This is a genomic window from Acinetobacter sp. SW-226, from assembly GCF_055632855.1.
Genome location: NZ_CM145752.1, coordinates 3,014,615 through 3,040,388, shown reverse-complemented (window position 1 = coordinate 3,040,388; position 25,774 = coordinate 3,014,615). Strand labels below are relative to the sequence as shown.

Here is a 25,774-nt window from a genome sequence, read left to right as displayed (position 1 = left end):
GAATCCACAACAAGTTGTTCTTCATGACGATGTATCTGAGGGTCTGTAGCTCAGTTGGTTAGAGCACACGCTTGATAAGCGTGGGGTCACAAGTTCAAGTCTTGTCAGACCCACCAAATCTGACTAACAAGCATTGTTAAATGCTGAATACAGAAAAACAGAGACATTGACTTATTGATAAGCTGGGGACTTAGCTTAGTTGGTAGAGCGCCTGCTTTGCACGCAGGAGGTCAGGAGTTCGACTCTCCTAGTCTCCACCAAATTTGAGGGTAAACAAAGCAACGCTTTGTCCGAGAATTTAAGCAAACAGCTATGCTGTGCGCAGGCACACATAGAACGAAGCTTAGAGCTAAAGATTACAGAACTTAGTAAGCAAATAGCTTATTAACTTCTGTGATTTATCGCAGTTTCCTGACCTGACGAAGGCTGGAAAAATCATTAACAGAATATATTTGAGTTGAAATAATTTGTTCATACTCGTTTTTAAGATCGACATTAACAGTGATTTATTACTGGATGGTGAAGATTGAAGAAATGAGTTACTAGCGAAATTAACTGAATCAAGCGTTTTGGTATGTGAATTGAATTGAAGCTGTACGTAGTTAAATCTACAAGGCTCCAACTGTAGCGATTAAGTTCGCGACGCAATATCCTACTTGTAGGGATTAGCGACTGTTTGGGGTTGTATAGTCAAGTAATTAAGTGCATGTGGTGGATGCCTTGGCAGTCAGAGGCGAAGAAAGACGTAATAGCCTGCGATAAGCTCCGGGGAGGCGGCAAATATCCTGTGATCCGGAGATTTCTGAATGGGGAAACCCACCTGTCATAAGGCAGGTATCGTATGATGAATACATAGTCATACGAGGCGAACGAGGGGAAGTGAAACATCTCAGTACCCTTAGGAAAAGAAATCAATTGAGATTCCCTCAGTAGCGGCGAGCGAACGGGGAAAAGCCCATTAAGTCATATAAGTTTTAGTGGAATGCTCTGGGAAGTGCAACCATAGTGGGTGATAGTCCTGTACACGAAAGGGCTTATATGATGATGTCGAGTAGGGCGGGGCACGTGAAACCTTGTCTGAATATGGGGGGACCATCCTCCAAGGCTAAATACTCCTGACTGACCGATAGTGAACCAGTACCGTGAGGGAAAGGCGAAAAGAACCCCTGTGAGGGGAGTGAAATAGATCCTGAAACCGCATGCATACAAGCAGTGGGAGCCGACATGTTCGGTGACTGCGTACCTTTTGTATAATGGGTCAGCGACTTACATTCAGTAGCGAGGTTAACCGCATAGGGGAGCCGTAGAGAAATCGAGTCTTAATAGGGCGTTTAGTTGCTGGGTGTAGACCCGAAACCGGGTGATCTATCCATGAGCAGGTTGAAGGTTGGGTAACACTAACTGGAGGACCGAACCCACTGTCGTTGAAAAGCCAGGGGATGACTTGTGGATAGGGGTGAAAGGCTAATCAAACTCGGTGATAGCTGGTTCTCCCCGAAAGCTATTTAGGTAGCGCCTCGGACGAATACCATTGGGGGTAGAGCACTGTTTCGGCTAGGGGGTCATCCCGACTTACCAAACCGATGCAAACTCCGAATACCAATGAGTACTATCCGGGAGACAGACTGCGGGTGCTAACGTCCGTAGTCAAGAGGAAAACAATCCAGACCGCCAGCTAAGGCCCCAAAATTATAGTTAAGTGGGAAACGATGTGGGAAGGCATAGACAGCTAGGAGGTTGGCTTAGAAGCAGCCACCCTTTAAAGAAAGCGTAATAGCTCACTAGTCGAGTCGGCCTGCGCGGAAGATGTAACGGGGCTAAAACTATATGCCGAAGCTGCGGATTTGCAATTTATTGCAAGTGGTAGGGGAGCGTTCTGTAAGCCGATGAAGGTGTATTGAGAAGTATGCTGGAGGTATCAGAAGTGCGAATGCTGACGTGAGTAACGACAAAACGGGTGAAAAACCCGTTCGCTGAAAGACCAAGGGTTCCAGTCCAACGTTAATCGGGGCTGGGTGAGTCGACCCCTAAGGCGAGGCCGAGAGGCGTAGTCGATGGGAAATTGGTTAATATTCCAATACTTCTATGTAATGCGATGAGAGGACGGAGAAGGTTAAGTCAGCCTGGCGTTGGTTGTCCAGGTGGAAGGTTGTAGGCATGTATCTTAGGCAAATCCGGGGTACTCTATGCTGAGAACTGATAGCAAGCTGTACTTGTACAGTGAAGTGGCTGATACCATGCTTCCAGGAAAAGTCTCTAAGCTTCAGTTACATAGGAATCGTACCCGAAACCGACACAGGTGGTCAGGTCGAGTAGACCAAAGCGCTTGAGAGAACTCTGCTGAAGGAACTAGGCAAAATGGTACCGTAACTTCGGGAGAAGGTACGCTGCCGACGGTGATAGGATTTACTCCTTGAGCTATTGGCAGCCACAGAAACCAGGCCCCTGCAACTGTTTATTAAAAACATAGCACTCTGCAAACACGAAAGTGGACGTATAGGGTGTGATGCCTGCCCGGTGCTGGAAGGTTAATTGATGGGGTTAGCGTAAGCGAAGCTCTTGATCGAAGCCCCAGTAAACGGCGGCCGTAACTATAACGGTCCTAAGGTAGCGAAATTCCTTGTCGGGTAAGTTCCGACCTGCACGAATGGCATAATGATGGGGGCGCTGTCTCCAGCAGAGGCTCAGTGAAATCGAATTCGCCGTGAAGATGCGGTGTACCCGCGGCTAGACGGAAAGACCCCGTGAACCTTTACTGCAGCTTGACATTGAACTTTGATCTTACTTGTGTAGGATAGGTGGGAGGCTTTGAAACCGAGACGCTAGTTTCGGTGGAGCCAATCTTGAAATACCACCCTGGTAATATTGAGGTTCTAACTCTGTCCCGTAATCCGGGACGAGGACCATGTCTGGTGGGTAGTTTGACTGGGGCGGTCTCCTCCTAAAGAGTAACGGAGGAGTACGAAGGTGCGCTCAGCGTGGTCGGAAATCACGCGTAGAGTATAAAGGCAAAAGCGCGCTTAACTGCGAGACCCACAAGTCGAGCAGGTACGAAAGTAGGTCTTAGTGATCCGGTGGTTCTGTATGGAAGGGCCATCGCTCAACGGATAAAAGGTACTCTGGGGATAACAGGCTGATACCGCCCAAGAGTTCATATCGACGGCGGTGTTTGGCACCTCGATGTCGGCTCATCTCATCCTGGGGCTGAAGCAGGTCCCAAGGGTATGGCTGTTCGCCATTTAAAGAGGTACGCGAGCTGGGTTTAGAACGTCGTGAGACAGTTCGGTCCCTATCTACCGTGGGCGTTGGAAATTTGAGAGGATCTGCTCCTAGTACGAGAGGACCAGAGTGGACGAACCTCTGGTGTACCGGTTGTGACGCCAGTCGCATCGCCGGGTAGCTATGTTCGGAAGGGATAACCGCTGAAAGCATCTAAGCGGGAAGCCTACCTCAAGATAAGATTTCCCTAGGACTTTATGTCCTCTAAAGAGCCGTTGAAGACTACGACGTTGATAGGTTGGATGTGGAAGCATAGTGATATGTGAAGCTGACCAATACTAATTGCTCGTGAGGCTTGACTATACAACACCCAAACAGTTGGTGTTGTGGTTCAAATCACTGCAAATACCTTGATTTAGTTATAAAGCTAAGTACAATGTGCAAATTAAATTAACTCAGATGTTCTGTTAATAACTCATTTGATGAAAGTTAGGCATACACAATGTGTAAATAAGACCAAACGAATAGTCATAAACAGTTGTGCTGGCGACAATAGCAAGAGTGAACCACCTGATCCCTTCCCGAACTCAGAAGTGAAACCTCTTAGCGCTGATGGTAGTGTGGCGTTTGCCATGTGAGAGTAAGTCATCGCCAGCTCATTATTCAAAAGCCCCCTAACTTAATTGTTAGGGGGCTTTTTTTATTATGCGGTTAGTGAAATAGTGAATTTATTGTCATTGATTAATGCTGATGTCTTATCAGTATCTGGTTTTTGGTTGATTTTTAAGTCAATATTGCATAATGCGATTACCAGAATTTTTTAGGGTATAGAGAAGTTGGCCAAGTAAGACATCTTTTTCGGTTAAAGTCACGATAATCATAGGATGCTTTGAAGAGGGAATAGAGGTTAAGATGGCTTTACCATTATCTGCATCTAATGTAATTGATTGACAGCCTTCAAGGTGAATTTCATGCATAAATGCAGCAACCATAGCCAAAATTGAACTGCTGACAGCCGCAAGTTTAGTCGTGTTATAACCATCTTTTTTATAAACGTGTGCTAATTCAAAACCATCAGTGCTACAGAGCATAACGTAATTGACACCGCGAACATTCATGAGAATATCTTGAATTACATTTTTTGAAAATTCAATTAACTCTTCGGGTGCAGTACGGTTTTGTGTCAATGTGAACATATAAAACCTCTCGGAGGGTTAATTTGTAATATTTGAGTTAGTTTCGATCGAAGTAATTAAAGCTTCTAATAATAGCAGTACATCATCTTTGTTTCGTGCATCAATAAAGAAAAGAGGAGAAAAGAGCTCATTTTCAAGTAGCCATTCCTTATAAATATTTGTAGATTTACCTGATTCAGAATGAAGATCGGTATGGGTAATTCCAATGGCGATATTATCCGTAAAATTCTGAAAGGTTTCTAAATAGTTCTCTAATTCTTGGATAGGATCATCCGAATGGTGGTCAATAAGAATAACCGCACCGATTGCTCCTTTGGTAATAGCGGACCAAACAAAATCAAAACGGCTTTGCCCAGGTGTGCCATAGAGGCCAATAGTGAGGTTTTCTTCGAGTGTAATTTCACCATAATCAATTCCAACAGTAGTTTCTAGTTTGCTATGGCGTTGTACATCAGTATTAAAAGCTTCCGTTTGCAGTACAGGAATCTCTGAAAGTGAGCGAATGGCCTCTGTCTTTCCTGCACCCATACCACCTGCAAAAACGATTTTAAAGCGTTGTAAAATCATACACTTTTCCTATATGCCTAATTTTTTTCTTAGCTTTCCAAAAAAACTTTTAATGAAACTTGATTCTTCTGAAATTTGTGGTGTTTCTGGGGGATTGTAGTGCTTATCCCAGATATTGATTTTCGAGAGGTTGTTTGTTGCAATATTTGTTGCAATAAAGCGTTGTACTGTGTCGATAGGTAAATCAAGTTGTATTGAAATTTTGGAAATCTTTCCACCTTGTATAAAACAACTTGAAAGTTGGAAAATGTATTTTCTATCCAAGTTCTGGCTAGGTTTAGGCCACATATGAATTTTAAAATGACCATCCTCAGGTGCGATTTCTTTTAAAAATAATGGAGAATTCCAAAAAAACTGCCATAGCCAATCACTCAGTATATGTGGTTGCTTCCGTGAGACTTTCATGAAGTTGCTGGTGCTGGCAATATCATAGTCAAAGCCAAATTCGGTGAAATCTTGTTCTCTAGTCGTATTGAGCCATGCAATATTGTTCTGTACATCAATAATTGCAATAGTGCCTAATGTGTCAAAGAGATGGAGTTTTGAGTTTCGTTCTTGATCTAGCATTTTACTGAAATATTCTAATTTATAAGGGCTTTTTTTATATTGTGTGTCAGCTTCAGTAAGTGCGTGTGATTGAGTTTCAATCGGTGTATTGAGTAGATGTTGTAGAATCCAATTAGATAAGCTTTCATGGTGAATAATGGGCAAAGAAAGCGTATTTTCATGAATCAGGTTTTGCCCTTGTTGGCGTTTGGTAATTTTCAGCCAAGGAAATTTTCGGCTTTGTATGATTTTTTGTATGCTGTCTGTGTCATAAAAATTTTCATGTATGAATAAGCAATCAATGCTTGGGTCGGCAGCAGAACTCCAGTTAATTTTATACTCTTGAGGAATGAGATTACGTAGCTGTGTTTTAAGCTCTTCTGAATGATTCGAACTTAGGCCAGTAATCGCAATATTAATATATTGCTTATTCATAGTATGTCTTTAATTTAAAAGGTTGAAGAGGGCAATACAAACAACCCCTTTCCCATAATGATGAAAAAGGGGGTAATTCAAATTAAGAAAAATCTAAGCCTTTTTCATATCCTTTAAGTTCATGACGTGCCATTGCAAGGTTGGCTTTAGAGCGTTCAAGTACAAGATATAAGAAAATCTTGTCATTGCCTTCTAATGGACGGATTAGGTGATATTGTTTGCCTAAAGTGATAAGAATGTCTTCAATCGTATCATTTAAATTTAAGGCTTGTGCAACACGACGTTTCGAGCGAACGACTTCGGTATTGCCTGCTGCTGCGAGTTCTAAATCAATGCTTCCACCGCCTTGAGTCGCGAGAGCTAAACCACTTTCTCCGTCAACCAATGCTGCTGCATAGAAACCATCAATATTTGCTAATGCTTCTAATGAGACTCTAGCCATAGTTTTTCTCTTCAATTATATGAGTTTTAGAAAATCCTTTTAACCTGTTGTTTCACAAGTCGATTTCATTATATGGACGGCGTGAAAAAATTATCAATAGAAATAAATTGAGCTACAAATATGGAAAAGGAATTGGCGATCAAATCCGAGCTTTTTAGTCAGTTTTTACTGGTTTTTTTGTGATTTTATTGACATTTCAATTAAAATATTTTGATTGAATTTGCAATTGAATAGAAAATTGCTTAATTTATTTACAAGTGTAAGGAAATGTAAATTTTAAAAATAGCCATATAATGTTGAGGACAAGATCTATTTTTCTGATTAATTTAAGAAGATTGAATAAATATTTCTAATTTAAAAACAGAGAGATGCGTTGAATTAGAGCATCTCTCATCTTTAATCATTTAGATGAACATTTGTGAGGCTGCGCAGTAGAGTCCCCATAGAATAATAACAGCAACCACTGGTTCAAGGATTTTAGCCCACACTGGTGTTGTGTTTACTTCAGTTGCTTGGCTATGTGTGTGGTCTTGGTGGTCAGTTGTGTGTTGATTTACCATTTGATTAAACTCCTTCATCGTCTCTTCTAATGATAGCTCTTCTTCAGGCATTGGTTTAGAGCCAATCAGTTCTGTTAGGTCATTTGTTGTCCAAATCCAGTCGTCTGCTTGACCTGAAAGGTGTTCAACTTGACCCACGAGAAGTTCATGAATACCTCGTTCACCAAAATTACCTGTTTCATCAAGTTGTTTTAGTTCAGCAAACTGAAGGCTTAGCATTTCCGTTAGACTATGTTCTAAGTCTGCTTTGGCTAGCTGAGATACATTGTGAGGTGAGGTGGTAAGATGTCGAGCAAGTTCCTGAATATACAGGTGATCTTGAGTTTGAATTTCGTGGTAAAGTTTCGCGCCATCTTTACGGATAAGCGTGATAAGTTTTCCTAGTGCGAGTGTATTGGCTTCTGCTAGATACTGATTTCGTTCTTCGTGAGGAAATTTATTCAGAAGCTCAGGCTTTTGAATTTTAATCTGTTCTGAAAAATATTGTACTAAATCAAAAGCCATATACTTACTCCATTTTATTAATCTAATAGTCTGAGACTTGGTTTTTTCTTAGATGCTTCAGGTTTTTCTTCATGCTCTGATTTTAAAGCATTTTGCTCATTTTGGGTATGACCCTCATATTCAGATGGGTCGAAGAATAAACCTTGTCCATTTTCACGGGCATAAATGCCAATCACAGCATTAAGGGGGACATAAATATCACGAGATACCCCACCAAAACGTGCAGAGAAGGTAATCGCATCGTTGCTCATATGTAGCGCATGCACGGCATGCGGGACGATGTTTAAGACAATCTGCCCATCTTGAATAAATTGTTCAGGAACGAGAGTATTGGGCTGGGTTGCATCGACCAATAAATGTGGTGTCAGCTGATTATCACAAATCCATTCATATATGGCGCGAGCTAAATATGGACGAGTCGGCGTAAGGTTTAATTCTTGATCAGACATAATATTCTCTACGGCTGTTTAAATTCAGATTGATAATGGTTTTTCTCCTGCAAAGTTAAAGACTTTAAAAATGCAGGGCGGCTAAAAATACGTTGGCAATATAAATAAATTGGGCGACATTGCTGTTTGGGTAAATGCACACCCATACTGTTTAAGCGCAGAAAGATGGGCGCGAGCATGCAATCTAAAATGCTAAAGCTTTCCGACATAAAATAGGGGAAATGCTGAAACAATGGTGTTAGGGAAATGAGTGTATCTTTCAGTTTTTTTTGTGCTTTCAGTTTTGCTTGTGCATCGAGTGTATCTGGATGGCGTAGCATCATATCGGCAAGCTTTAACCAATCTTGTTCAAAGCGCCAAATATACTGACGCTGTTCCGCACGAGGCATAGGCGCGTCGGCATAGAGCTTGTTTTGACGATAACGATCGTCTAAATACTCGGAAATGATATTGGCATTAAATAGTTTTAAATCATTTTCAATCAACATCGGCAGCTGATTATAAGGGTTTAAGCTGGCGAGATCTTCATCATCTGCATCACTTAAAACCAGATGGTATTTGATTTGCTTCTCTGCAAGTACATAACGAATCCAGTGGGAGCGAAAATCATCTGCATGGCTATACAGCGTAATTCCTTGAAGCGGAGTAGTTTCGACAGACATATTTCAAGAAACTAGGTGAAGTGAATCGGTTAGAATACTAAAAATAGCCAATAAAATCATCTTAACTTTAATATGCTTATACAATCGAATAACTTGGAAAAAATTAAAGATAAGGATAAAACTATGCAACTAATGCTCAGAATCACTCAATTGATCGCAGTGATTGTATTAATGACTTCTATCTCAAATAGTTATGCTCAAAATCAAGATATAGCCGAATCAGTAGATGTAGTGCCGCAGACTGCTGAATATGCCGCTTGTATTACTGATGAAGCCTGTGATGTCGCTACCTCTGTATCTGAGGATGAGATGTATGGCGGTATTCAGCAAGAATATACGGTAAAAGGCTGTAAGGTCACTGTTTATAATGATGGAGCTGTGAAAATGGTCGATGAGCAAACGGATGAGCCGTGTAATGCACCACTTCCTAAAGATCATCAATTTTTAAAATAAGCTGAAATATGTAACTAGAGGGATATCATACGAATAAAGCAGAATGCATGGACTTTAAAGTTGAAAATGACACATAAAAAAAGCCTTGGATAAACCAAGGCTTTTTGTCCGATTCGGTAAACGAATTAACGTTTAGAGAATTGAGGACGTTTACGAGCTTTACGTAAACCAAGTTTCTTACGTTCAACTTCACGAGCATCACGAGTAACGAAACCAGCTTGACGAAGAGCAGGTTTAAGTGTTTCGTCAGAAGCGATCAACGCACGAGTAATACCGTGACGGATAGCGCCAGCTTGACCACCGATACCACCACCAGCAACAGTGATGTAAAGGTCATACTTTTCAGTAGCTTCAAGAAGCTCTAAAGGTTGACGAACAACCATACGAGCAGTTTCACGACCGAAGTATTGCTCAAGAGTACGGTTGTTAATTACGAGTTTGCCTGTACCAGCTGACAAGAAAACACGTGCAGTTGCGGTCTTACGGCGACCTGTACCATAATTAGTAGCCATGTGCTGTATCCCTTAGATGTCCAAAACTTGTGGCTGTTGAGCAGCGTGTGGATGCTCAGTACCTGCATACACTTTCATTTTCTTGATCATTGCATAACCAAGAGGACCTTTTGGTAACATACCTTTAACAGCTTTTTCTAAAACTGCTTCTGGTTTGTGAGCGATTAACTTTTCAAAGTTAGTCTCACGGATACCACCAGGGAAGCCAGTGTGGCGATAGTATTTTTTATCAAGTGCTTTTTTACCAGTCACTTGAATTTCTTCAGCATTGATTACAACGATATAATCGCCAGTGTCAACGTGAGGAGTATAAGAAGTCTTGTGCTTACCACGTAGACGACGAGCGATTTCAGTCGCAAGGCGACCTAAAGTTTTGCCAGAAGCATCAACAACGTACCAGTCGTGTTGAACTTCAGCAGGCTTAGCGCTGAGAGTTTTCATTAAACCACTACCTATTATAGTTGGTTTGGACTATGGAATCTGTCCAAACAAAAGGAGACGCGATTCTAAACGAAGTTGTTCGGAATCACAAATGAAAATATGAAATTTCAAGTGCCGTATTTTACGATATTCCGCACTATAAAGGAAGAGATTAAAGTTTATTCTTTTATTTAAATCATGAGGAAATTGGAGTGAATCGAAAATAAAAGCGGAGAGTTGGCGCTATTATCAAATTTGAAACATATTTTTATAATCTAAGATATGATATTGCTTATGAATTTTATAAAAGTGACAGTTGGAAATTTGTCCAAGATTGGGTGAGTTTTCTTTATAAAGTACCAAATTTCCCTGCTTCAATTTTGAAATCGCTCGATTAAACAAGTTTCACTGTTTCATTTTCTACAGAAGGTCTTCTAGCTCAAGAGCCATATCGACATGCTTAAAATATGTCAGCCGATAGATAGGTCTTGAGTTCATCGTTACATGATGTGCTTTGATATACGTTGTATAATATTGCATGCCTTCTATTTGAGTTAGCTATGCTTCCTTTATATGTCACCAGTGGCGAACCTGCTGGAATTGGTCCAGATATTTGTTTGAGCCTTGCAGGGCGGGTAGATGAACGCCCCATTGTTGTTTTGGCGGATCTGAACTTGTTAGCTAAGCGCGCAGAGAAATTGGGAATCGACATAGAACTCATTGAATATGTAGGGCAAAAGACGTCATCGGCTCCGAGACAGCTCTATGTTGAACATGTGCCCTTGAACCAAGCTGTGGTATTAGGTGAATTAAACCCAAGCAATGCATCCTATGTCTTAGAACAGTTACGACGTTCGGCCGATTATGCCATGTCAGGGAAAAGTGTAGGTGTTGCAACTGCACCTGTACAAAAGTCAGTCATCAATGATGCTGGCATTCACTTTAGTGGACATACCGAATACTACCAAGAGTTTGCTGGGGTGGAACGTGTGGTGATGATGCTTGCAACCAAGACGTTGCGTGTCGCGCTAGCGACTACACATTTACCTTTGAGAGCTGTGCCTGATGCAATTACCAAAGAGCGCCTGCATCAAGTGATTGATATTTTAATTCAAGATTTAAAAAGCAAATTCAAAAAAGAGCATCCGCATATTTTAGTGTGTGGCTTAAACCCACACGCAGGAGAGGATGGCTATTTGGGGATGGAGGAAATTGAGGTGATTAATCCCGTGCTAGAAAGCTACCGTGCTCAAGGCATGAATATGAGCCTGAGTTTGCCTGCCGACACTTTATTTACCCCTGAAAACTTAAAAGATGCCGATGCTGTTTTGGCGATGTATCACGATCAGGGCTTACCTGTGTTAAAATCGCAAGGGTTTGGTGAAGCCATTAATATTACTTTGGGCTTGCCGTTTATTCGTACCTCAGTTGATCATGGCACAGCTCTCTCCCTCGCAGGCACAGGTCTTGCGAAAAGCTCAAGCCTCCAGGTCGCTGTTGATTTAGCGTTAGAATTAGCTCGTCACTAATGTTCAGTGATTAACTCACGTTGGAAAATTTTATGTATCAAATTAATGCCTTAAACCCTAAAGATGAAGGGCACCATACGCGTAAGCGTTTTGGGCAAAACTTCTTACATGACCAACGTGTGATTGCCAAGATTGTACGTTCAGTTGCACCCCGTTCAGGTGATAACATTGTGGAAATTGGCCCGGGTTTGGCAGCCTTAACTTCTCCATTGATTGGCGAATGTGACGCACTCACGGTGGTCGAATTAGACCGTGATTTGGCGGCAGGTTTACCGGGGCGTGTGCCACATCCTGAACGTTTAACCATTATTGAAACGGATGCACTGAAGTACGACTTCACTAATCTATTTGAAGATGGTCGCCCTTTACGGGTTGTGGGTAATTTGCCGTATAACATCTCGACGCCACTTTTGTTTCACCTCTTGGAGTTTGGTGACAAAGTTAAAGACATGCACTTTATGCTACAAAAAGAAGTGGTGGATCGTATTACGGCTACTCCAAATAGCAAAGAGTATGGTCGTTTGTCGGTGATGATTCAGTATTTCTGTAAACCTACGTTCTTGTTTGAAGTACCGCCGGGTTCATTTAACCCACCACCTAAAGTGACTTCTGCGGTGTTCCGTTTAGAGCCGTACGCAGTTAAGCCGATTGTGGCAAAAAATGAAAAAGCTTTGGCACGGTTGGTATCACATGTCTTTACCCAGCGCCGTAAAACTTTGCGTAATAGCTTAAAAGGCATGTTGGTTGAAGATGGTTTTGAACAAGCAGGTGTTGATCCGATGGCGCGCCCAGAGACTTTAACACTGGCTCAATTTGTGGCATTAGCAGATCAAATGGTGGCTTAAGGTGGCAGGTGCAGAGATTCGATACAATTATGTCATTGGTGATGTGCAGGGTTGTTTTGAAGCACTCAAAGCCTTGCTAAAGACCATTCAGTTTGATCCTGACCAAGATTTTATTTGGTTTGCAGGGGATTTGGTTGCCCGTGGTGAAAACTCATTGGGTGCCTTACGCTTTATTAAAAAATTAGTAGAGCGTAATACTGCTGCAACAGTTTTAGGCAATCATGATTTAACTTTGCTGGCGGCTGCACGTGGCATTAAAACAATTAAAGATAAAGATAACATTCGTGATGTGATTGATGCGATTGATAGTGATGATTTGATTGATTGGTTGCGGAAACAGCCCTTGTGTGTGTTTCCAAATGCAACGACAGTTCTGACGCATGCAGGCATTCCAACTAACTGGACAGCAGAACAGGCTGCTGCTTTGGCGGCAGAAGTTGAGGCGGTCATTGCAGCGGATGATTTTGATGTTGTCGATGCCTTTTTAAAAGACATGTATGGCAAAGAACCTACTTTGTGGTCGGATGAACTCACGGGCAACGCGCGTTTACGCTGTATCGTGAATTATTTGACCCGTATGCGTTTAACCGATAGTGCTGGGCGTTTGGAGTTTAGTTTTAAGGACTCACTCAGCGACCCAATGCCTGAAGGGTTCAAACCATGGTTTGACTTCGCTTCGCAAGCAGCGCAAACCCATAAAGTTGTGTTTGGTCACTGGGCCGCTTTACAAGGCAAAACTATTTCGGACTCGATTCAAAATGTAGATGGCGGTTGTGTCTGGGGGCATCAATTAATGGCTTACCGTTTAGAAGATGAGAGCTTATTTGCCGTTGATAATCCAGTTCAATAGCCCATGCATTAAAAAAGCCACGAAGTTCGTGGCTTTTTTATTCTTAGTCGATTCTTAACCATGTTTGGTTACGACCTAAGGCAGAAACACCAATGTATGCACGTAGGGAAAGTCGCTTTCCTGTGGCATTCAGCTTCATTTTGGCATCATAGAGTTTGCCTGATAATGGATCAATCACACGACCTTTTTCATAGTTGTTGGTGCCGTCCACGTGCTTCAAATCTTTAATAATATCCATGCCTAAAATGGGTTTGTTGGTATAAGGCGATGGGCAATTTACACAAAATTCTTTAGGTGTATATCCAGGACGTGGCGTAATTTTAACAATTTTTCCAGTATAGGTGTTATTGGACTCTTTACGAATTTCAATAATGGCTTTCGGCGAGCCTGACTTATCATCAATTTGTTGCCATGTCCCTGTTAAGTCCTGTGCAAATGCTCCCCCGCAAAGCATGGACAATGTTAATCCCGCGATAAAAAACTTACTTTTCATATAAGGTTCTCTATAATTTCACAAAAATATCCAAGACACAGAAAAATAAGCAGTTAGCATAAGGCAAACTGCTTATGGTCGTTGGATATAGAATAGGCATATGCCTTTTAAAAAAATGGAAAAATCATACAGACTTAGCTGAAACCTTATTATTCATTGAATTTAAAATGATCAGTCTAAGTTTTGAAAATGTATAATTTACTCATCGTTTAGCTGTTAAATCTCAACATGGTATGATTTTACAGATGATAGCCACACGTTAGCGAGCATTAAGTCGCAATTATTCACGGATCCATGTTTGGCTACGACCCAGTGCAGATATGCCCACATATCCTCGAAGTGTTAAACGTTTACCATTCGAGCTAAGTTTTGCTTTGCAACTGTAAATATTTCCTGACAACGGGTCGATAATTTTTCCACCTGTATAATTGGTATCACCATTGTGTTTGAGCCCTTTCATGACATCCATGCCTAAAATGGGTTTATTGGTATATGGTGCTGGGCAATTGATACAATGTTCTTTGGGGGTATAGCCTGGACGAGGGGTCACTTTAACAACTTTAGCGGTATAGGTCCCGTTTGATTCTTGACGGATTTCTAGGATGGCTTTCGATGATCCAGTTTTGTCATCAATGTTTTTCCACGTACCGCTAATATCTTCAGCAAAAGCTGCACTGCCAATGACAGATGTAGCGAGTGCGATTGCAAGTGTCAATTTGCTCATGAACAAAATCCTTTTATCATTTAATAAACGACAAACTCATCATAAGTTGATTTTTTAAACAATACAATTGTTTATGTGAGGAACATATCACATTTTTTGCAAGTATAGAATAAACAACGGTAACCATATTGCAGTAAACACAGCATTGACTGCCATTCCAAAGGCAGCATAGCGCCCTGCAATACTGCCTCGTTGCCATGCTTGGGCTGTTCCAATAGCATGTGCGGCAAGACCGAGTGCTAACCCTGAAGCGCGTTCATCATTGATATGTTTTAAAATCAGTGGAGAGAATGCGGCACCGATGACTCCAGATAAAATCACAATTAAAATTGCGAGACTGATGGGTGCATGGAGGAGTGTTGCGATATTAATCGCAATTGGAGTGGTGACAGCACGTGTGGCAAAAGCCATGATGGTCGGATCAGATAAATGCAGTAAATAAGCCAAACCCATAGGCAATCCGACCGCACTAATACTTGCAAAAACTAAGATGCCAACCACTGCTTTGAGAGGAAGGTCGTCATAACGCATGGACGCTAAAGGAATAGCCAGTGCAACAGTGACATAACCGAGCAAATGATTAAAAACAGGATTTACCTGCGCCATATATTGCTCATAAGGAATGTTGAGGAGGAAGAGAAGTGCAATCACAAAACACATGCCAATCACAATAATTGGAATCTGTGGCAACTTTTTATTGATTGGTTTTGCCAGTAAATAAGCAACTAAAGTCAGGAAAAAACCGAAAATGATGGGAATCATGAGCATTCTCCTAAAGCCATTTCTTAGACATTTTGGCATAAACCCAAAGTGGGATAAGTGTGCTGACAAACAGCACCACCAAAAACATTGGGATTTCGTGACCTAAATGGGTCATCATCAGCAAGGAACCTGCACTAATGGGCAGAAAGGCGAAAGCACTTTCTTTCATGATTTTATTGTTGGTATCGACCAAACGTGCTGGAATTTTTTTGAATTTCCGCCAACCTAACAGCACGATTAATAAACTAATGAGTCCAAGTAAATTGCCCATTTCGGGGTGCCCAAAGTACCCCGTGACCCATACAGCAGATTCTCGAAAGAGAACGATGAGGGCAACCGTGCCGATCCATGCGGTCCAATCAACCGTTTTTATCCATTCCATTTTGTTCTGTCATTAACATTTTACTTATCACGTTTTAACCGATTTAGTTTTTGATTTCAAATTCTTCGAGTTCACGATGAAATTGTTTTGCTTTCAAACCTAAAATTTCATCAATTGGTAAATGTGCTTGTTTAATCAGTTGTTCCAGTTTATGTGGTGCAATGTACACTTGTAGGTGAAGATTTCCTTCATCATCATAATTTTCAGATTGAATCACATTCAGGGCATATAATTGGTTGCGCAATTTTCCATAGGCTGGCTTGAGCAGAACGTCAAAGTTTTGAATTTGTCCCATTAAGCACTCTTGTACTGCTTGGCGCAGTAGATTGAGTCCTTCGCCCGTATGTGCTGACACATAAACACGCTCAGGGACATTGGGTTCAGCATAGATAATTTTGGCTTGTTCAGCACTTTGGTCAATTTTGTTATAAACACGAAGGATAGGAATATCGGCTCCAATTTCTTTGAGCACTTTTTCAACGGCTTCAATTTGTTCCATCAGATCTGGACTGTTGGAGTCAATTACATGCAGCAGTAGGCTAGCTTCTAAGGTTTCCTCTAGTGTCGCTTTAAAAGATTCGACCAAGGCGTGCGCAAGGTTACGTACAAAGCCTACAGTGTCGGCTAAGACCAAAGGGCCAATACCATCCCAGTCTAAACGTCTTAGAGTGGGGTCTAAGGTTGCAAATAGCTGATCTGCTGCATAAACATCAGATTTGGCGAGGGTGTTAAATAGAGTCGATTTTCCAGCATTGGTATAACCGACTAAAGAAACGGTTGGAATAGCAGCTTTTTGGCGTGCTGCACGACCTTGGATTCGCGTTTGTCGTACTTTCTCTAATTTATCTTTAAGTTGTCCTACACGAACACGAAGTAAACGACGGTCAGTTTCGAGTTGAGTTTCACCTGGTCCACGAAGCCCAATCCCACCTTTTTGGCTATCGAGACTAATCCCTGTACCGACTAGTCGAGAAGACAAGTGATCAAGTTGAGCCAATTCGACTTGAAGTTTACCTTCATGAGTACGTGCGCGCTGTGCAAAGATATCTAAAATAAGGCGGGTGCGGTCAATGACGCGACATTTGATAATGCGGCTCAGGTTGCGTTCCTGACTGGGGGTTAGTGCATGGTCAATAATCACCAAACTTGCTTCTAGCTCTTCCACACGTGCTGCTACTTCTTCAGCTTTGCCTGAACCAATAAAATATTTAGGGTCAGGTTTGAATCTTTGAGCGTGAATATGCTCTAGAATTTCTGCACCTGCCGACTTGGCAAGTAAGCGAAACTCTTCTGCATCAAGATCTTCCAGAATGTGGATGGCAACACTGACTAAAATCGTTTTTTCGCCACCTTGTTTCTGTTCAAAATATTCCACTCAATATAATCTCGCACCTAGAAAGCTCTAGTGTAGATGAATTTACTCAGCTTGAGCGAAATAGTTATAGCGTGGCTTTACATGGTGCGAAAGAGCTGTACCAAAAGAACCAAACTTCCAAAGTATAAGATGCTTAACCCAAGAATAAATTTAAATGCTTGAACGGGATTTAAGGGTGCAGCAGGAGGATTCATTTGATCATTCATGGGAGAACCTTGTTTTGATATTTCGATTGAATTATTGTAATTAATTTATTTAAACGATTAAAATTGAAAATAATCATCTAGTCTTTCGGTTTTTATGATCAATGCAAGTAAGTTAAGATCAGTATAGAATGAGTTGTAATCAATGATTAACTGTTGAATAAAGCTGTGCCAAGTGAATCCTCTATGCAATCAAATACTGAAATAAAAACAACATCATTAAGTGGACTCTCAAAACTTGCGTTGTATAGCAAGAAGCTAGTAACGGGACTCGGTGCCGTTTCTGAGGGTTTTTATTTGGTTTATCGACATGGCTTGTATAAAGACATTAATAATCCTCAAAATACCCGCTACGTGCAGTATTTTTGTCGTCGACTCTGCAAAGTTTTTAACATTGATGTGCATGTACATGGCGATATTCCACGTAAACCTGCACTTTGGGTGAGTAATCATATTTCATGGTTAGACGTGGCTGTTTTGGGTTCTGGCGCACGGGTGTTTTTTTTAGCCAAAGCTGAAATTGAAAAATGGCCTGTGTTCGGCAAACTTGCAAAAAGTGGTGGAACCTTGTTTATCCAACGTGGGTCGGGGGATTCAATCAAGATCCGTGAACAAATTACTGAATTTTTAAAACAAGACATTCCTGTGCTGTTCTTTCCAGAAGCGACAACTACTGACGGCTCTAAAGTAAAAAAAGTACATGGGCGTATTTTAGGGGCTGCAATTGAAGCACAGCGCGATGTCCAAATTTGTTTAATTTGTTATGTCAATCAGCAGGGCGGGCTCGACCAAGTTTCGCCTTTTATTGGTAATATTGGTTTTGCCGAACACGTCCAAAAAGTCTTGGAGATGCCTCAAGTTACAGCACATCTGGTTGCATTACCTGCAATTTGTACTGCAGGTCATACAGTCGATAGCTTAACAGCCTTGGTACAACAAAAGATGGTGCAAGGCTTGGCTGACTTACACCAAAAGGTATTGAAACCTCAAGCGAGCGCGATGGGAAGTTGAAGGCTTACATAAAGCCTTCAATCGGGAGCCATGAAATGACTTTAATACCAGCACGTTTAAACCAGTTCATTTTCGGCTCTGTGGTATAAGTCTTGATTGAGCCATCGGCCTGCTTAATTTGCCAGTTAATATTTTTGTTGGCATCCAGAACCAGTTTATAGGCATATTTACTCAAATTTTGATCCATTGTTTGATGCACAGCCTTTGCCAAAGGCGGGCTGTTGAGTAAAACACCAATTTCGGTATTTAAGTTGGCAGAACGTGGGTCAAAATTAAATGAGCCAATAAAAACCTGTTTTTCATCAATCGTCATAAGCTTGGCATGCAGGCTAGAACGGCTTAATCCTTTGATGCTGACTTTGGCTTTTTTCGAGATTTCCTCATTGTTCTCATTAAGTGCTTCAGCCGCAGGATTTGCTAAGAATTCATACAGTTGTACACCATTTTCTAGTAAGTCTTGGCGGTATTTTCCATAGAAAGCATGGACCAAAGGTACATCATTGGCTTTGAATGAGTTGGTGAGTACACGGACTTGGATATCACTTTGCGCAAGGTTGGCAAGGTGTTTTTTGCCTTTACGTTCAGGAACGAAATAGGCAGAGATAATGTCGATGCTATCTGTTGGTTTTTCTAGATGGGTTTGCAACTGGAAGTTGAGATGTTCTTCTTTTTTAGCTCGGGATTTGATTTTACTTGGTGAGTCTTTTACGACTTCGGCCTTGACCCAGTCAAATTGGATACTATCGTTCAGCCAGTGTTCAAACGCTTGTGAACGATTGGCAAGATCCAGATAATTTTGTACCGTCACTTCTTGATAGTGCTGTTGCAACTGTGTTTTTAAGCCTTCATAACGTAAGCTGTAATGATTGGCATTGACGATTTGACGTACTGGAAAGGCATAATCATCATTCCAGTATTCATCGAATGAGTGCACAATTTCATCTGCTGCCGAACCTACAAGCATGACATCTACATCGGAAAACTGGTAATTGTCGCTGACATTATAATATTGGTTACTCATATTACGACCACCAATCAGCGCGATTTGGTTATCAGCAATAAAACTTTTGTTATGCATACGACGGTTAATGCGTTTGAGATTGAGCATCATATCCATCGCGCGATAGTGGCGGAAGCGATAGGGATTATACAGTTTGATGTCAATGTTGGTGTGTTGGTCGAGTGCGAGGTAAATGCCTTCCATTTTCTTGGCATTGTTGTCATCAATCAGTAACCGAACCTTGACCCCACGGTCTGCCGCTTTCAATATTGAATAAAGTGCCAGTGCGCCGATACGGTCATTATCCCAAATATAATATTGTAGATCTAAAGTCTTTTCTGCTTTATCAATGAGATGGATGCGTGCTGCTAATGCTTCGAGTGGGTTATAGAGAATATGGAAACCTGTCAATCCCGGATTTTGCTCACGGAGTGGTAGTACGATTTTGGCTAAGCTGGTTTGGTCCGTGGCTTGATCAAAAGCATAAACTTGAGGCTGCGGAATCTGTTTGGGCAAAGTATTACAGGCAGGAACAGAGATCACCATACAGCTGAGTAAAAGTAGTTTAGCACCTTGCTGAGTCGACGTTGAGCGGGGTAGAGCGCGCTTCACTGCGCTGTGTGGTTTTTCCATCGTCATAAAGTCTATAAATTTGGTTTGAGTATAATTCTGAGCTGTGAAAAGATAAACAGAAGATTATGTGTTCTTGATGAACTGTTTGTGAGTAAATGTCTATGCTAAATACACAATCCGTCGTGTTCTATTTTTATATTGCGATGGCCTTGCTTGCCGGTTGGGCAGTGTATCAAGCATGGATCAGTCAAACCAATACGGAGACGATTCATCCGTTTAAAGCCTTTGTGCATTTACTGGCTTTTTATTTGTCTTATTTACTGATTCCTTTATTTTTCTTTAGTTTATACGCAGGTATCCAAGGTTATTACTCATGGCATGAAGCAATTTTTGTCTTTTTAGTAAGTGGCTTATTGTGTTATGCACGTTTTATTGAGCCGCATTTTGTCCATGTTAAAACCATGCAGTATCAAATCCAAGAGGACTATAAATTACTCAAACCTGTTCGTATTGCTTTGGTTGCCGATTTACATATTGGTTTGTTTTCAGGTCATGAACGTCAGTTAAAAACCATTGTTAAACGGCTGAATGAACAAAAGCCTGATTTGGTGGTGATTGCTGGAGACTGGACCTATGAACCTGAAAATACACTGGCGGAAGAGTTAGAGGTACTACGCGAAATTAATGCCCCCGTCTATTCGGTCAATGGTAACCATGATGAACAGTATCCAGGTCCCCCGATTCAAAACCTGTTAAGACATGCTTTGAAGATCAACAATGTCATTGATATAGAGGGGCAGATTGTTGAATTTGATGAGTTTCGTTTAATCGGGGTCGGTGACTTGTGGGCAGGTAAGGCAGATATGCGTTTTATGCCACATTTACCACAGGACAAGCCATGGGTCATTTTATCGCACAATCCTGACACGGTCGATATGGTGCCTTCTTTACCAACACGTCCTTTAATGTTGTCAGGTCATACGCATGGCGGCCAGGTTGAACTGCCGTGGTTAACGGATTTTGTGATGAAAAAGGTGTCGATCTTGGGGCACAAGAAAGGCTTGTACCGTCATGAACACGCAGATGTGTTTGTTACGGTGGGTACAGGTATGGTGGGTGTACCGTTTCGCTTCCGGGTCCCACCGACCATTGATATCATTGAGCTAATCTAAAGCTCAGCTAGAACCAATAAAAAATAAAGCTTAAAACCAAAATGACCACAGCCAAGATCATCCACAGCTTGTGGTTTTTGGGCTGTAAGGCTTGAATACCTTGTGTTCGGGTTACGTCACTATTATTCACATCTTTATGTTGTGATTTTTGCAGGGTTTGATCTTCTTTGAGAGTTAATTTCGGAGGAGTAAGACGATTTATTGTTAACTCTGCAGTTGAGATATCTTCTGAGTAAAGTTGCTCGTGGTTATACATACTTTTTAGTGCTGCATCATGACGTTTTGTGAGTTCTGTGACGATTTCTTGGGCATCGTCGTATTGAAAAGCCGTGTGTGTTGCGATGTATTGGATGGCTTGAATGATTTTGTTTTCTTCAACTAATACGATGACGTCGAGGAGTTGTTCATTGGTGAGTTGTTCTATTTTTTCATCCATTTCTGTGTCCTATTCATCAGTATTCACCTTTATTTTTGAAGTTATATGCGCAATTTTAAAGGTGGTTTTTGTAGCGTTTGTTAAAGCATTGGTATAAAAAAACCAGCATCATTGTGCTGGTTTCAAATATCAAACTTAGGGTCAAATTTGATTGTTTACATCATCATTCTTGGTCTCACGGATCATTAAGAATGCACATAAAGACAGAAGGGATGCAGCTGTGAGGTAGTAACCTACAGCATGTAGGCCATAAGTGGTTGCAAGTTTTGTTGCAATTAATGGCGCAAATGAAGCACCAAAGATGCCAGCAAGGTTAAAGGTCAGTGCTGAACCTGTATAGCGAACCGATATTGGAAAAATTTCAGAGAGCACGGTACCAATTGGCCCATAGGTTAAACCCATGATAGATAAACCAATACATAGGAATAAGAATACAACAAAGGTATTGCCTGATTCCAACATGCTGGAAAACACTAAACCAAACAGTGCCGCAGCAATACATACAGCAATAGACGTTGTTTTACGACCAAACTTTTCTGCAAATACTGCAGATAAAGGGATGAACGCAGCAAAGCAGAGTGTTGCGACCAATTGAAGTTGTAAGAACTGTTCACGAGTGTAACCCAGTTGTTTGGTGCCCCACTGTAAAGCAAAGACCGTCGTGAGGTAGAACACAACAAAGGTACAGATGGCAGCAATAGTGCCTAAAATCAGCATACCCCAGTGCTTGGTGATTACTTCTTTAAATGGAATATTAACTTCTTTTTGCTTGTCTAAAACTTTCTGGAACGCAGGAGTTTCGTGGAGTTGTAAACGAATCCACAGTCCTACAATCACCAGTAGCGCACTTGATATAAATGGAATACGCCAACCCCATGTCATGAATGTTTCTTCAGACATGAAATGACCGAGTGTCAAGAATGAACCCGTTGCCAAGATAAAGCCGATGGGTGCACCTAACTGTGGAAACATACCATACCAAGCACGTTTACCTTCAGGTGCATTTTCTGTGGCAAGCAAGACCGCACCTGACCATTCACCACCTAAGCCGAGGCCTTGACCTAAACGACAGAGTGCAAGCAGTAATGGTGCAACAATTCCAATTTGTGCATAGGTTGGTAGCAAGCCAATACATACGGTTGAAAGCCCCATGGTTAGCAATGCGGCAACTAAGGTGGCTTTTCGACCAATACGATCACCTAAATGTCCAAACAGTGCAGCACCAATCGGGCGTGCAATAAAGGCAATCGCAAAGGTTGCTAATGACTGAATTGTAGCGGTCATCGGATCGGTACTTGCTGGAAAGAACAAATATGGAAAAATGATGACTGCAGCAGTCGCATAAATATAAAAATCGAAGAATTCGATTGTGGTACCTACGAGACTGGCTGTAAGTACGCGAAATTTTGAGTTTACAGGCTGCTGTTGTTCTGCAACAGCAGTATTTAATGACGCCATGGTAGACCTTACACTTACTAAAAATAATGAGACTTAGTTTTAAAAGCGTAATCTTTTTAAAAAAGGCGTAATTTCTTAAAAAAATACGAAAACCCTGCGGACAAACTACGGGATTAGGGTTGCTAAAAAATGTAGTAGGTGCGGGTTATATCACGTAAAGATAGATAGACAAGAAATGTGATCCTGCACCGATCAATACAAAAATATGCCAGATAGCGTGAGTGTATCTTACCTTTTTTAGCGCATAAAACAATGCACCGATGGTGTAGGAAAGTCCACCAATGATTAAAAAAGTGAGTGCTTGTTTAGATAAAAAGCGTTGCATATCATCCATAACCAACACAGCCATCCATCCCATAAGTAGATAGGCAATCAGTGAGATTTTTTCAAAGCGATGGATGAAAACTAACTTGAATAGTGTGCCAATGAGTGCAATCACCCAAAGTGCAATGAGCAGGTAATGTGCTTTTTGTGTGGGTAGTGCGATAGACAAAAATGGGGTATAGGTGCCCGCAATTAGATAATAAATGGCGGTGTGATCTAATTTTTTATACCAGCCTCGACGCTCAGGTGATTCGGCAAAATGATATAAGCTTGATGCGGCGAACAATAAAAATAGGCTCAAAGCATAGACCCACAGCCCGATCCATTGCGCTGTTTCTAAGTAAGACCCTTTGATAATCAATAATATTCCTGCTATGAGTGCAAGAGCTGCACCAATAGCATGGCTAATGAAATTGATTCGTTCTTCGACAGGATCGTAGTTTGCAACTGGATGAGCGTTCATAGGCAATCGTGCTTGTTTTTATAAAATATACAACTGTATCGTAATTCAAATTTGCATTTAGCGTAAGACGCTTTAAAATTTAATCGCAATTCTTTTTCTGGTTTCTATTATGACCACTTCGGTGTCTTCCTCTATACAAGAGCAGCAATTCCTGCAAGCCTTTCAGCAAGCGCTTGAATCTCAATGTTTTGATCGGATGATTTTGAGCCAGTATCAGGGGGAAATGCAACAATTAGAAAAAATGACATTTCGGGTAGTGACTGTGCAAGGTCAGTCAGTATTGAGTTGTTTATATCGTTATAAAACTCAAGATGTCACTAAAAACTATTCCTTAGATCTGGCACTTGAAACGGTGACTGAACTTTTGGCACAGTGTAAACAAGCCAATTTGATGACGACTGAACAAGAGTTTCAACTGAAAAAGAACAAGAAGAAAGCCATGCTGACCCAAAGTAAAAATAAAACGCAGGCTAAAGTAGCAGAGCAGCAAGGACATGATCGAATCAAGCAGCGTTTTGTCGATCAAGACAGTTATTTCTTACAGCCGCTTGGCATTACCGATGCAAAAGCGCACATCATTCCTAGTATGGCGCGTAAGTGGAAACAGATTAATAAATTTGTTGAAATTTTCTCAGGAGCTTTAAGTCATATTCAACTGCCTGAACAACTACGTGTGGTCGATTTTGGCTCTGGAAAAGGCTACTTAACTTTTGCTTTGTATGATTATTTGCTAAAGCAAGATCTGAATCCTTTTGTGACTGGGGTTGAGCTCAACAGCAAGATGGTGGAATTCTGTCAGGAGGTTGCACACAAGTCGGATTTTCAACAACTTGATTTTTTTCAGGGCGATGTTCGAACTTACCAACCTGAACGTCTCGATGTGATGATTGCGCTGCATGCGTGCGATGTAGCGACTGACTTTGCGATCCATACGGGCATTCGTTTAAATGCCGAAATGATCATGTGTGCGCCGTGTTGTCATAAAGAATTACGTCCACAGTTGAAAGCTCCGCTTGTATTACAACCCATGTTGCAATTTGGCATTCATGCAGGTCAGCAAGCTGAAATGCTGACCGATACTATTCGTGCCTTATTACTCAAAGCCTATGGCTATGAAACCAAAGTGTTTGAGTTTGTGGCACTTGAGCATACCAGTAAGAATAAAATGATTTTGGCAACCAAGCGTAGGGATTATCAAGCGCCCGATGTTGCTGTCTTGGCACAAATTCAAGCCTTGAAAGAGATGTATGGCATTCAAAAGCATTCACTGGAACTGTTGTTGAATGATCAATGGGATCAGCAAGGTGTTGGGTGTAAGTGTTGATCGGAACATCACTGTTACTGCAATGATCAATACAGAGATGATTTATAGGGAAATGAAAATGCCAAGTTTGAGAATTACGCACGGAACATGGGATGAGTTGCAACAGGCTGCGAAAATGATTCGTGAGCAGGTCTTTATTCAAGAGCAAAGCATTGCTGCTGAAGATGAATGGGATGAGCAAGATGAAATTGCAGTTCATTTTGTCGTCTATGAACAAGATCAAGCTATCGCCACGGCAAGGCTATTACAGAATCATAGTATTGGTCGTGTTGCTGTTTTAAAGTCGCATCGAGGTTTGGGTATAGGTCAGGTTTTGATGCAGGCTGTGATCGCATACGCCCAACAGCAACAGCGTCCATTTTTAGTGTTGTCTTCTCAAGTACATGCACAAGCGTTTTATCAGGCTTTGGGTTTTGTACAAGAGGGTGAGGTGTATTTAGACTGTGGTATTCCACATATTGATATGCGTTTATCGTCTATGAAAAAGCCCTGATTCATCAGGGCTTTTTCTTTTTAACGTAGATTAGTGACTATGTTCAGAAGACATCTGCGCATGTTCATCGGCACTCATACTATGTTCTTCAGCCGTTGCATGTTCGGTTGTATTTTCAGAAGCAGCTTGATTGCTTGTTTCACGCGCTACTTTATCAGCCTGCGCTTTTGCCATTGACTCTTCAGACATAGCTGGTGCATTTTTAAAAGCATGTTGTTGAGTGTTCTGTTTAGCTTGCTGACTTGGCATATAGTCAGGTTCATTGGTTACTGCAAGGTAGAAGAAACCTAAGAAAAATCCGCTTAAAATGAAAGCAATGATCAGTGCTTTCCAACCCCATGGTGATTTTTCAGGAGAAGTATTGTCAGTCATGTGCAACAGCCCAATTGAAT

At 41.4% G+C, this 25,774-nt stretch carries 27 protein-coding genes, 2 tRNA genes and 2 rRNA genes; 12 read left to right on the top strand and 19 right to left on the bottom strand.

Going from position 1 to position 25,774, the window contains the following annotated elements; genetic code table 11:
• Window positions 1–39: 39 nt before the first annotated feature.
• From ACZ8ZH_RS14470 to rrf, 4 genes are all read left to right on the top strand, one after another.
• Window positions 40–116: transfer RNA gene (locus ACZ8ZH_RS14470), tRNA-Ile, on the top strand.
• A 68-nt stretch (window positions 117–184) separates the two neighbouring features.
• Window positions 185–260 (top strand) — tRNA-Ala (locus ACZ8ZH_RS14465).
• A 428-nt stretch (window positions 261–688) separates the two neighbouring features.
• A 23S ribosomal RNA gene (locus ACZ8ZH_RS14460) occupies window positions 689–3,582 on the top strand.
• A gap of 179 nt (window positions 3,583–3,761) precedes the next feature.
• A 5S ribosomal RNA gene (gene rrf / locus ACZ8ZH_RS14455) occupies window positions 3,762–3,876 on the top strand.
• Between the two features lie 131 nt (window positions 3,877–4,007).
• Here rrf and ACZ8ZH_RS14450 read toward each other — a convergent pair.
• The 7 genes from ACZ8ZH_RS14450 to ACZ8ZH_RS14420 all read right to left on the bottom strand — a co-directional run bounded on the left by ACZ8ZH_RS14450 (window position 4,008) and on the right by ACZ8ZH_RS14420 (window position 8,580).
• Window positions 4,008–4,415, bottom strand: a complete 408-nt coding sequence (locus ACZ8ZH_RS14450) for a roadblock/LC7 domain-containing protein (protein ID WP_086208869.1) — start codon at window positions 4,413–4,415, stop codon at window positions 4,008–4,010.
• Window positions 4,416–4,433: 18 nt separating this feature from the next.
• Window positions 4,434–4,982 (bottom strand): GTP-binding protein, encoded by a 549-nt coding sequence (locus ACZ8ZH_RS14445; protein ID WP_119063699.1) that lies wholly within the window; start codon window positions 4,980–4,982, stop codon window positions 4,434–4,436.
• 9 nt (window positions 4,983–4,991) lie between these two features.
• A complete protein-coding gene (locus ACZ8ZH_RS14440; RefSeq protein WP_119063700.1) occupies window positions 4,992–5,963 on the bottom strand; it encodes a hypothetical protein in 972 nt (323 codons plus the stop codon).
• 82 nt (window positions 5,964–6,045) lie between these two features.
• Window positions 6,046–6,405: a hypothetical protein gene (locus ACZ8ZH_RS14435; protein ID WP_086208866.1), complete on the bottom strand. Its 360-nt coding sequence runs from the start codon at window positions 6,403–6,405 to the stop codon at window positions 6,046–6,048.
• Between the two features lie 404 nt (window positions 6,406–6,809).
• Window positions 6,810–7,469: a hypothetical protein gene (locus ACZ8ZH_RS14430; RefSeq protein ID WP_086208865.1), complete on the bottom strand. Its 660-nt coding sequence runs from the start codon at window positions 7,467–7,469 to the stop codon at window positions 6,810–6,812.
• 17 nt (window positions 7,470–7,486) lie between these two features.
• Window positions 7,487–7,918 (bottom strand): ClpXP protease specificity-enhancing factor, encoded by a 432-nt coding sequence (locus tag ACZ8ZH_RS14425; protein ID WP_086208864.1) that lies wholly within the window; start codon window positions 7,916–7,918, stop codon window positions 7,487–7,489.
• A gap of 8 nt (window positions 7,919–7,926) precedes the next feature.
• Window positions 7,927–8,580, bottom strand: coding sequence for a glutathione S-transferase N-terminal domain-containing protein (locus ACZ8ZH_RS14420; RefSeq protein ID WP_086208863.1), 654 nt, complete (start codon window positions 8,578–8,580; stop codon window positions 7,927–7,929).
• 123 nt (window positions 8,581–8,703) lie between these two features.
• Between ACZ8ZH_RS14420 and ACZ8ZH_RS14415 the strand changes: the two genes are divergently transcribed.
• On the top strand, window positions 8,704–9,033 hold the full coding sequence (locus ACZ8ZH_RS14415; RefSeq protein WP_086208862.1) for a hypothetical protein: 330 nt from the start codon (window positions 8,704–8,706) through the stop codon (window positions 9,031–9,033).
• 125 nt (window positions 9,034–9,158) lie between these two features.
• Here ACZ8ZH_RS14415 and rpsI read toward each other — a convergent pair whose 3' ends face one another.
• Both rpsI and rplM read right to left on the bottom strand, forming a co-directional pair.
• Window positions 9,159–9,545 carry a 30S ribosomal protein S9 gene (gene rpsI, locus ACZ8ZH_RS14410; RefSeq protein ID WP_086208861.1) on the bottom strand — a complete coding sequence of 129 codons (387 nt, stop codon included), beginning with the start codon at window positions 9,543–9,545 and terminating at the stop codon, window positions 9,159–9,161.
• Between the two features lie 12 nt (window positions 9,546–9,557).
• Entirely contained in the window at window positions 9,558–9,986 is a 429-nt protein-coding gene (rplM, locus tag ACZ8ZH_RS14405) for a 50S ribosomal protein L13 (RefSeq protein WP_004695096.1), read from the bottom strand.
• A 539-nt stretch (window positions 9,987–10,525) separates the two neighbouring features.
• Here rplM and pdxA point away from each other — a divergent pair.
• From pdxA to ACZ8ZH_RS14390, 3 genes are read left to right on the top strand one after another with little or no spacing between them, the layout of a single operon-like run.
• Window positions 10,526–11,494: a 4-hydroxythreonine-4-phosphate dehydrogenase PdxA gene (gene pdxA / locus ACZ8ZH_RS14400; RefSeq protein WP_086208860.1), complete on the top strand. Its 969-nt coding sequence runs from the start codon at window positions 10,526–10,528 to the stop codon at window positions 11,492–11,494.
• Between the two features lie 32 nt (window positions 11,495–11,526).
• On the top strand, window positions 11,527–12,339 hold the full coding sequence (gene rsmA, locus ACZ8ZH_RS14395; RefSeq protein WP_110973901.1) for a 16S rRNA (adenine(1518)-N(6)/adenine(1519)-N(6))-dimethyltransferase RsmA: 813 nt from the start codon (window positions 11,527–11,529) through the stop codon (window positions 12,337–12,339).
• A 1-nt stretch (window position 12,340) separates the two neighbouring features.
• Window positions 12,341–13,189 (top strand): symmetrical bis(5'-nucleosyl)-tetraphosphatase, encoded by an 849-nt coding sequence (locus ACZ8ZH_RS14390; RefSeq protein ID WP_119063701.1) that lies wholly within the window; start codon window positions 12,341–12,343, stop codon window positions 13,187–13,189.
• A gap of 43 nt (window positions 13,190–13,232) precedes the next feature.
• On the opposite strand, the gene ACZ8ZH_RS14385 is transcribed toward ACZ8ZH_RS14390, so the two are convergent.
• The 5 genes from ACZ8ZH_RS14385 to hflX form a co-directional block, all read right to left on the bottom strand.
• Window positions 13,233–13,682 (bottom strand): DUF2147 domain-containing protein, encoded by a 450-nt coding sequence (locus ACZ8ZH_RS14385; RefSeq protein ID WP_086208857.1) that lies wholly within the window; start codon window positions 13,680–13,682, stop codon window positions 13,233–13,235.
• A gap of 280 nt (window positions 13,683–13,962) precedes the next feature.
• A complete protein-coding gene (locus ACZ8ZH_RS14380; protein ID WP_086208856.1) occupies window positions 13,963–14,406 on the bottom strand; it encodes a DUF2147 domain-containing protein in 444 nt (147 codons plus the stop codon).
• Window positions 14,407–14,493: 87 nt separating this feature from the next.
• On the bottom strand, window positions 14,494–15,168 hold the full coding sequence (locus ACZ8ZH_RS14375; protein ID WP_086208855.1) for an LrgB family protein: 675 nt from the start codon (window positions 15,166–15,168) through the stop codon (window positions 14,494–14,496).
• 10 nt (window positions 15,169–15,178) lie between these two features.
• Complete coding sequence (locus ACZ8ZH_RS14370) at window positions 15,179–15,550, bottom strand: hypothetical protein (RefSeq protein WP_086208854.1); 372 nt, start codon at window positions 15,548–15,550, stop codon at window positions 15,179–15,181.
• A gap of 43 nt (window positions 15,551–15,593) precedes the next feature.
• Window positions 15,594–16,925 (bottom strand): ribosome rescue GTPase HflX, encoded by a 1,332-nt coding sequence (gene hflX / locus ACZ8ZH_RS14365; protein ID WP_086208853.1) that lies wholly within the window; start codon window positions 16,923–16,925, stop codon window positions 15,594–15,596.
• Window positions 16,926–17,314: 389 nt separating this feature from the next.
• Here hflX and ACZ8ZH_RS14360 point away from each other — a divergent pair, with 389 nt between their 5' ends.
• Complete coding sequence (locus ACZ8ZH_RS14360) at window positions 17,315–18,139, top strand: lysophospholipid acyltransferase family protein (RefSeq protein ID WP_086208852.1); 825 nt, start codon at window positions 17,315–17,317, stop codon at window positions 18,137–18,139.
• Between the two features lie 4 nt (window positions 18,140–18,143).
• Here ACZ8ZH_RS14360 and ACZ8ZH_RS14355 read toward each other — a convergent pair whose 3' ends face one another.
• Entirely contained in the window at window positions 18,144–19,685 is a 1,542-nt protein-coding gene (locus ACZ8ZH_RS14355) for a phospholipase D family protein (protein ID WP_228146985.1), read from the bottom strand.
• 188 nt (window positions 19,686–19,873) lie between these two features.
• Here ACZ8ZH_RS14355 and ACZ8ZH_RS14350 point away from each other — a divergent pair, with 188 nt between their 5' ends.
• Window positions 19,874–20,884 carry a metallophosphoesterase gene (locus ACZ8ZH_RS14350; RefSeq protein ID WP_119063702.1) on the top strand — a complete coding sequence of 337 codons (1,011 nt, stop codon included), beginning with the start codon at window positions 19,874–19,876 and terminating at the stop codon, window positions 20,882–20,884.
• Window positions 20,885–20,891: 7 nt separating this feature from the next.
• On the opposite strand, the gene ACZ8ZH_RS14345 is transcribed toward ACZ8ZH_RS14350, so the two are convergent.
• The 3 genes from ACZ8ZH_RS14345 to trhA all read right to left on the bottom strand — a co-directional run bounded on the left by ACZ8ZH_RS14345 (window position 20,892) and on the right by trhA (window position 23,565).
• Window positions 20,892–21,320: a hypothetical protein gene (locus tag ACZ8ZH_RS14345; RefSeq protein WP_086208849.1), complete on the bottom strand. Its 429-nt coding sequence runs from the start codon at window positions 21,318–21,320 to the stop codon at window positions 20,892–20,894.
• A gap of 141 nt (window positions 21,321–21,461) precedes the next feature.
• The gene (locus ACZ8ZH_RS14340) at window positions 21,462–22,778 is read right to left on the bottom strand and encodes an MFS transporter (RefSeq protein ID WP_110973896.1); all 1,317 of its coding nucleotides are present in this window, start codon (window positions 22,776–22,778) and stop codon (window positions 21,462–21,464) included.
• Window positions 22,779–22,923: 145 nt separating this feature from the next.
• Window positions 22,924–23,565, bottom strand: coding sequence for a PAQR family membrane homeostasis protein TrhA (gene trhA, locus ACZ8ZH_RS14335; protein WP_086208847.1), 642 nt, complete (start codon window positions 23,563–23,565; stop codon window positions 22,924–22,926).
• A gap of 109 nt (window positions 23,566–23,674) precedes the next feature.
• Here trhA and ACZ8ZH_RS14330 point away from each other — a divergent pair, with 109 nt between their 5' ends.
• Complete coding sequence (locus tag ACZ8ZH_RS14330) at window positions 23,675–24,889, top strand: class I SAM-dependent methyltransferase (protein WP_110973894.1); 1,215 nt, start codon at window positions 23,675–23,677, stop codon at window positions 24,887–24,889.
• A gap of 58 nt (window positions 24,890–24,947) precedes the next feature.
• Window positions 24,948–25,382, top strand: a complete 435-nt coding sequence (locus tag ACZ8ZH_RS14325; RefSeq protein ID WP_119063703.1) for a GNAT family N-acetyltransferase — start codon at window positions 24,948–24,950, stop codon at window positions 25,380–25,382.
• Between the two features lie 30 nt (window positions 25,383–25,412).
• Here the strand turns inward: ACZ8ZH_RS14325 and ACZ8ZH_RS14320 are convergent, their stop codons facing one another.
• Window positions 25,413–25,754 (bottom strand): hypothetical protein, encoded by a 342-nt coding sequence (locus ACZ8ZH_RS14320; RefSeq protein ID WP_114837568.1) that lies wholly within the window; start codon window positions 25,752–25,754, stop codon window positions 25,413–25,415.
• Window positions 25,755–25,774: the final 20 nt, after the last annotated feature.

Excerpts from the sequence above, each read along its gene's own strand:
- ACZ8ZH_RS14450 (WP_086208869.1), bottom strand. The coding sequence starts at position 4,415 with ATGTTCACATTGACACAAAACCGTACTGCACCCGAAGAGTTAATTGAA.
- ACZ8ZH_RS14445 (WP_119063699.1), bottom strand. The coding sequence starts at position 4,982 with ATGATTTTACAACGCTTTAAAATCGTTTTTGCAGGTGGTATGGGTGCA.
- ACZ8ZH_RS14440 (WP_119063700.1), bottom strand. The coding sequence starts at position 5,963 with ATGAATAAGCAATATATTAATATTGCGATTACTGGCCTAAGTTCGAAT.
- ACZ8ZH_RS14435 (WP_086208866.1), bottom strand. The coding sequence starts at position 6,405 with ATGGCTAGAGTCTCATTAGAAGCATTAGCAAATATTGATGGTTTCTAT.
- ACZ8ZH_RS14430 (WP_086208865.1), bottom strand. The coding sequence starts at position 7,469 with ATGGCTTTTGATTTAGTACAATATTTTTCAGAACAGATTAAAATTCAA.
- ACZ8ZH_RS14425 (WP_086208864.1), bottom strand. The coding sequence starts at position 7,918 with ATGTCTGATCAAGAATTAAACCTTACGCCGACTCGTCCATATTTAGCT.
- ACZ8ZH_RS14420 (WP_086208863.1), bottom strand. The coding sequence starts at position 8,580 with ATGTCTGTCGAAACTACTCCGCTTCAAGGAATTACGCTGTATAGCCAT.
- ACZ8ZH_RS14415 (WP_086208862.1), top strand. The coding sequence starts at position 8,704 with ATGCAACTAATGCTCAGAATCACTCAATTGATCGCAGTGATTGTATTA.
- rpsI (WP_086208861.1), bottom strand. The coding sequence starts at position 9,545 with ATGGCTACTAATTATGGTACAGGTCGCCGTAAGACCGCAACTGCACGT.
- rplM (WP_004695096.1), bottom strand. The coding sequence starts at position 9,986 with ATGAAAACTCTCAGCGCTAAGCCTGCTGAAGTTCAACACGACTGGTAC.
- pdxA (WP_086208860.1), top strand. The coding sequence starts at position 10,526 with ATGCTTCCTTTATATGTCACCAGTGGCGAACCTGCTGGAATTGGTCCA.
- rsmA (WP_110973901.1), top strand. The coding sequence starts at position 11,527 with ATGTATCAAATTAATGCCTTAAACCCTAAAGATGAAGGGCACCATACG.
- ACZ8ZH_RS14385 (WP_086208857.1), bottom strand. The coding sequence starts at position 13,682 with ATGAAAAGTAAGTTTTTTATCGCGGGATTAACATTGTCCATGCTTTGC.
- ACZ8ZH_RS14380 (WP_086208856.1), bottom strand. The coding sequence starts at position 14,406 with ATGAGCAAATTGACACTTGCAATCGCACTCGCTACATCTGTCATTGGC.
- ACZ8ZH_RS14375 (WP_086208855.1), bottom strand. The coding sequence starts at position 15,168 with ATGATTCCCATCATTTTCGGTTTTTTCCTGACTTTAGTTGCTTATTTA.
- ACZ8ZH_RS14370 (WP_086208854.1), bottom strand. The coding sequence starts at position 15,550 with ATGGAATGGATAAAAACGGTTGATTGGACCGCATGGATCGGCACGGTT.
- ACZ8ZH_RS14360 (WP_086208852.1), top strand. The coding sequence starts at position 17,315 with ATGCAATCAAATACTGAAATAAAAACAACATCATTAAGTGGACTCTCA.
- ACZ8ZH_RS14355 (WP_228146985.1), bottom strand. The coding sequence starts at position 19,685 with ATGGTGATCTCTGTTCCTGCCTGTAATACTTTGCCCAAACAGATTCCG.
- ACZ8ZH_RS14350 (WP_119063702.1), top strand. The coding sequence starts at position 19,874 with ATGCTAAATACACAATCCGTCGTGTTCTATTTTTATATTGCGATGGCC.
- ACZ8ZH_RS14345 (WP_086208849.1), bottom strand. The coding sequence starts at position 21,320 with ATGGATGAAAAAATAGAACAACTCACCAATGAACAACTCCTCGACGTC.
- ACZ8ZH_RS14340 (WP_110973896.1), bottom strand. The coding sequence starts at position 22,778 with ATGGCGTCATTAAATACTGCTGTTGCAGAACAACAGCAGCCTGTAAAC.
- trhA (WP_086208847.1), bottom strand. The coding sequence starts at position 23,565 with ATGAACGCTCATCCAGTTGCAAACTACGATCCTGTCGAAGAACGAATC.
- ACZ8ZH_RS14330 (WP_110973894.1), top strand. The coding sequence starts at position 23,675 with ATGACCACTTCGGTGTCTTCCTCTATACAAGAGCAGCAATTCCTGCAA.
- ACZ8ZH_RS14325 (WP_119063703.1), top strand. The coding sequence starts at position 24,948 with ATGCCAAGTTTGAGAATTACGCACGGAACATGGGATGAGTTGCAACAG.
- ACZ8ZH_RS14320 (WP_114837568.1), bottom strand. The coding sequence starts at position 25,754 with ATGACTGACAATACTTCTCCTGAAAAATCACCATGGGGTTGGAAAGCA.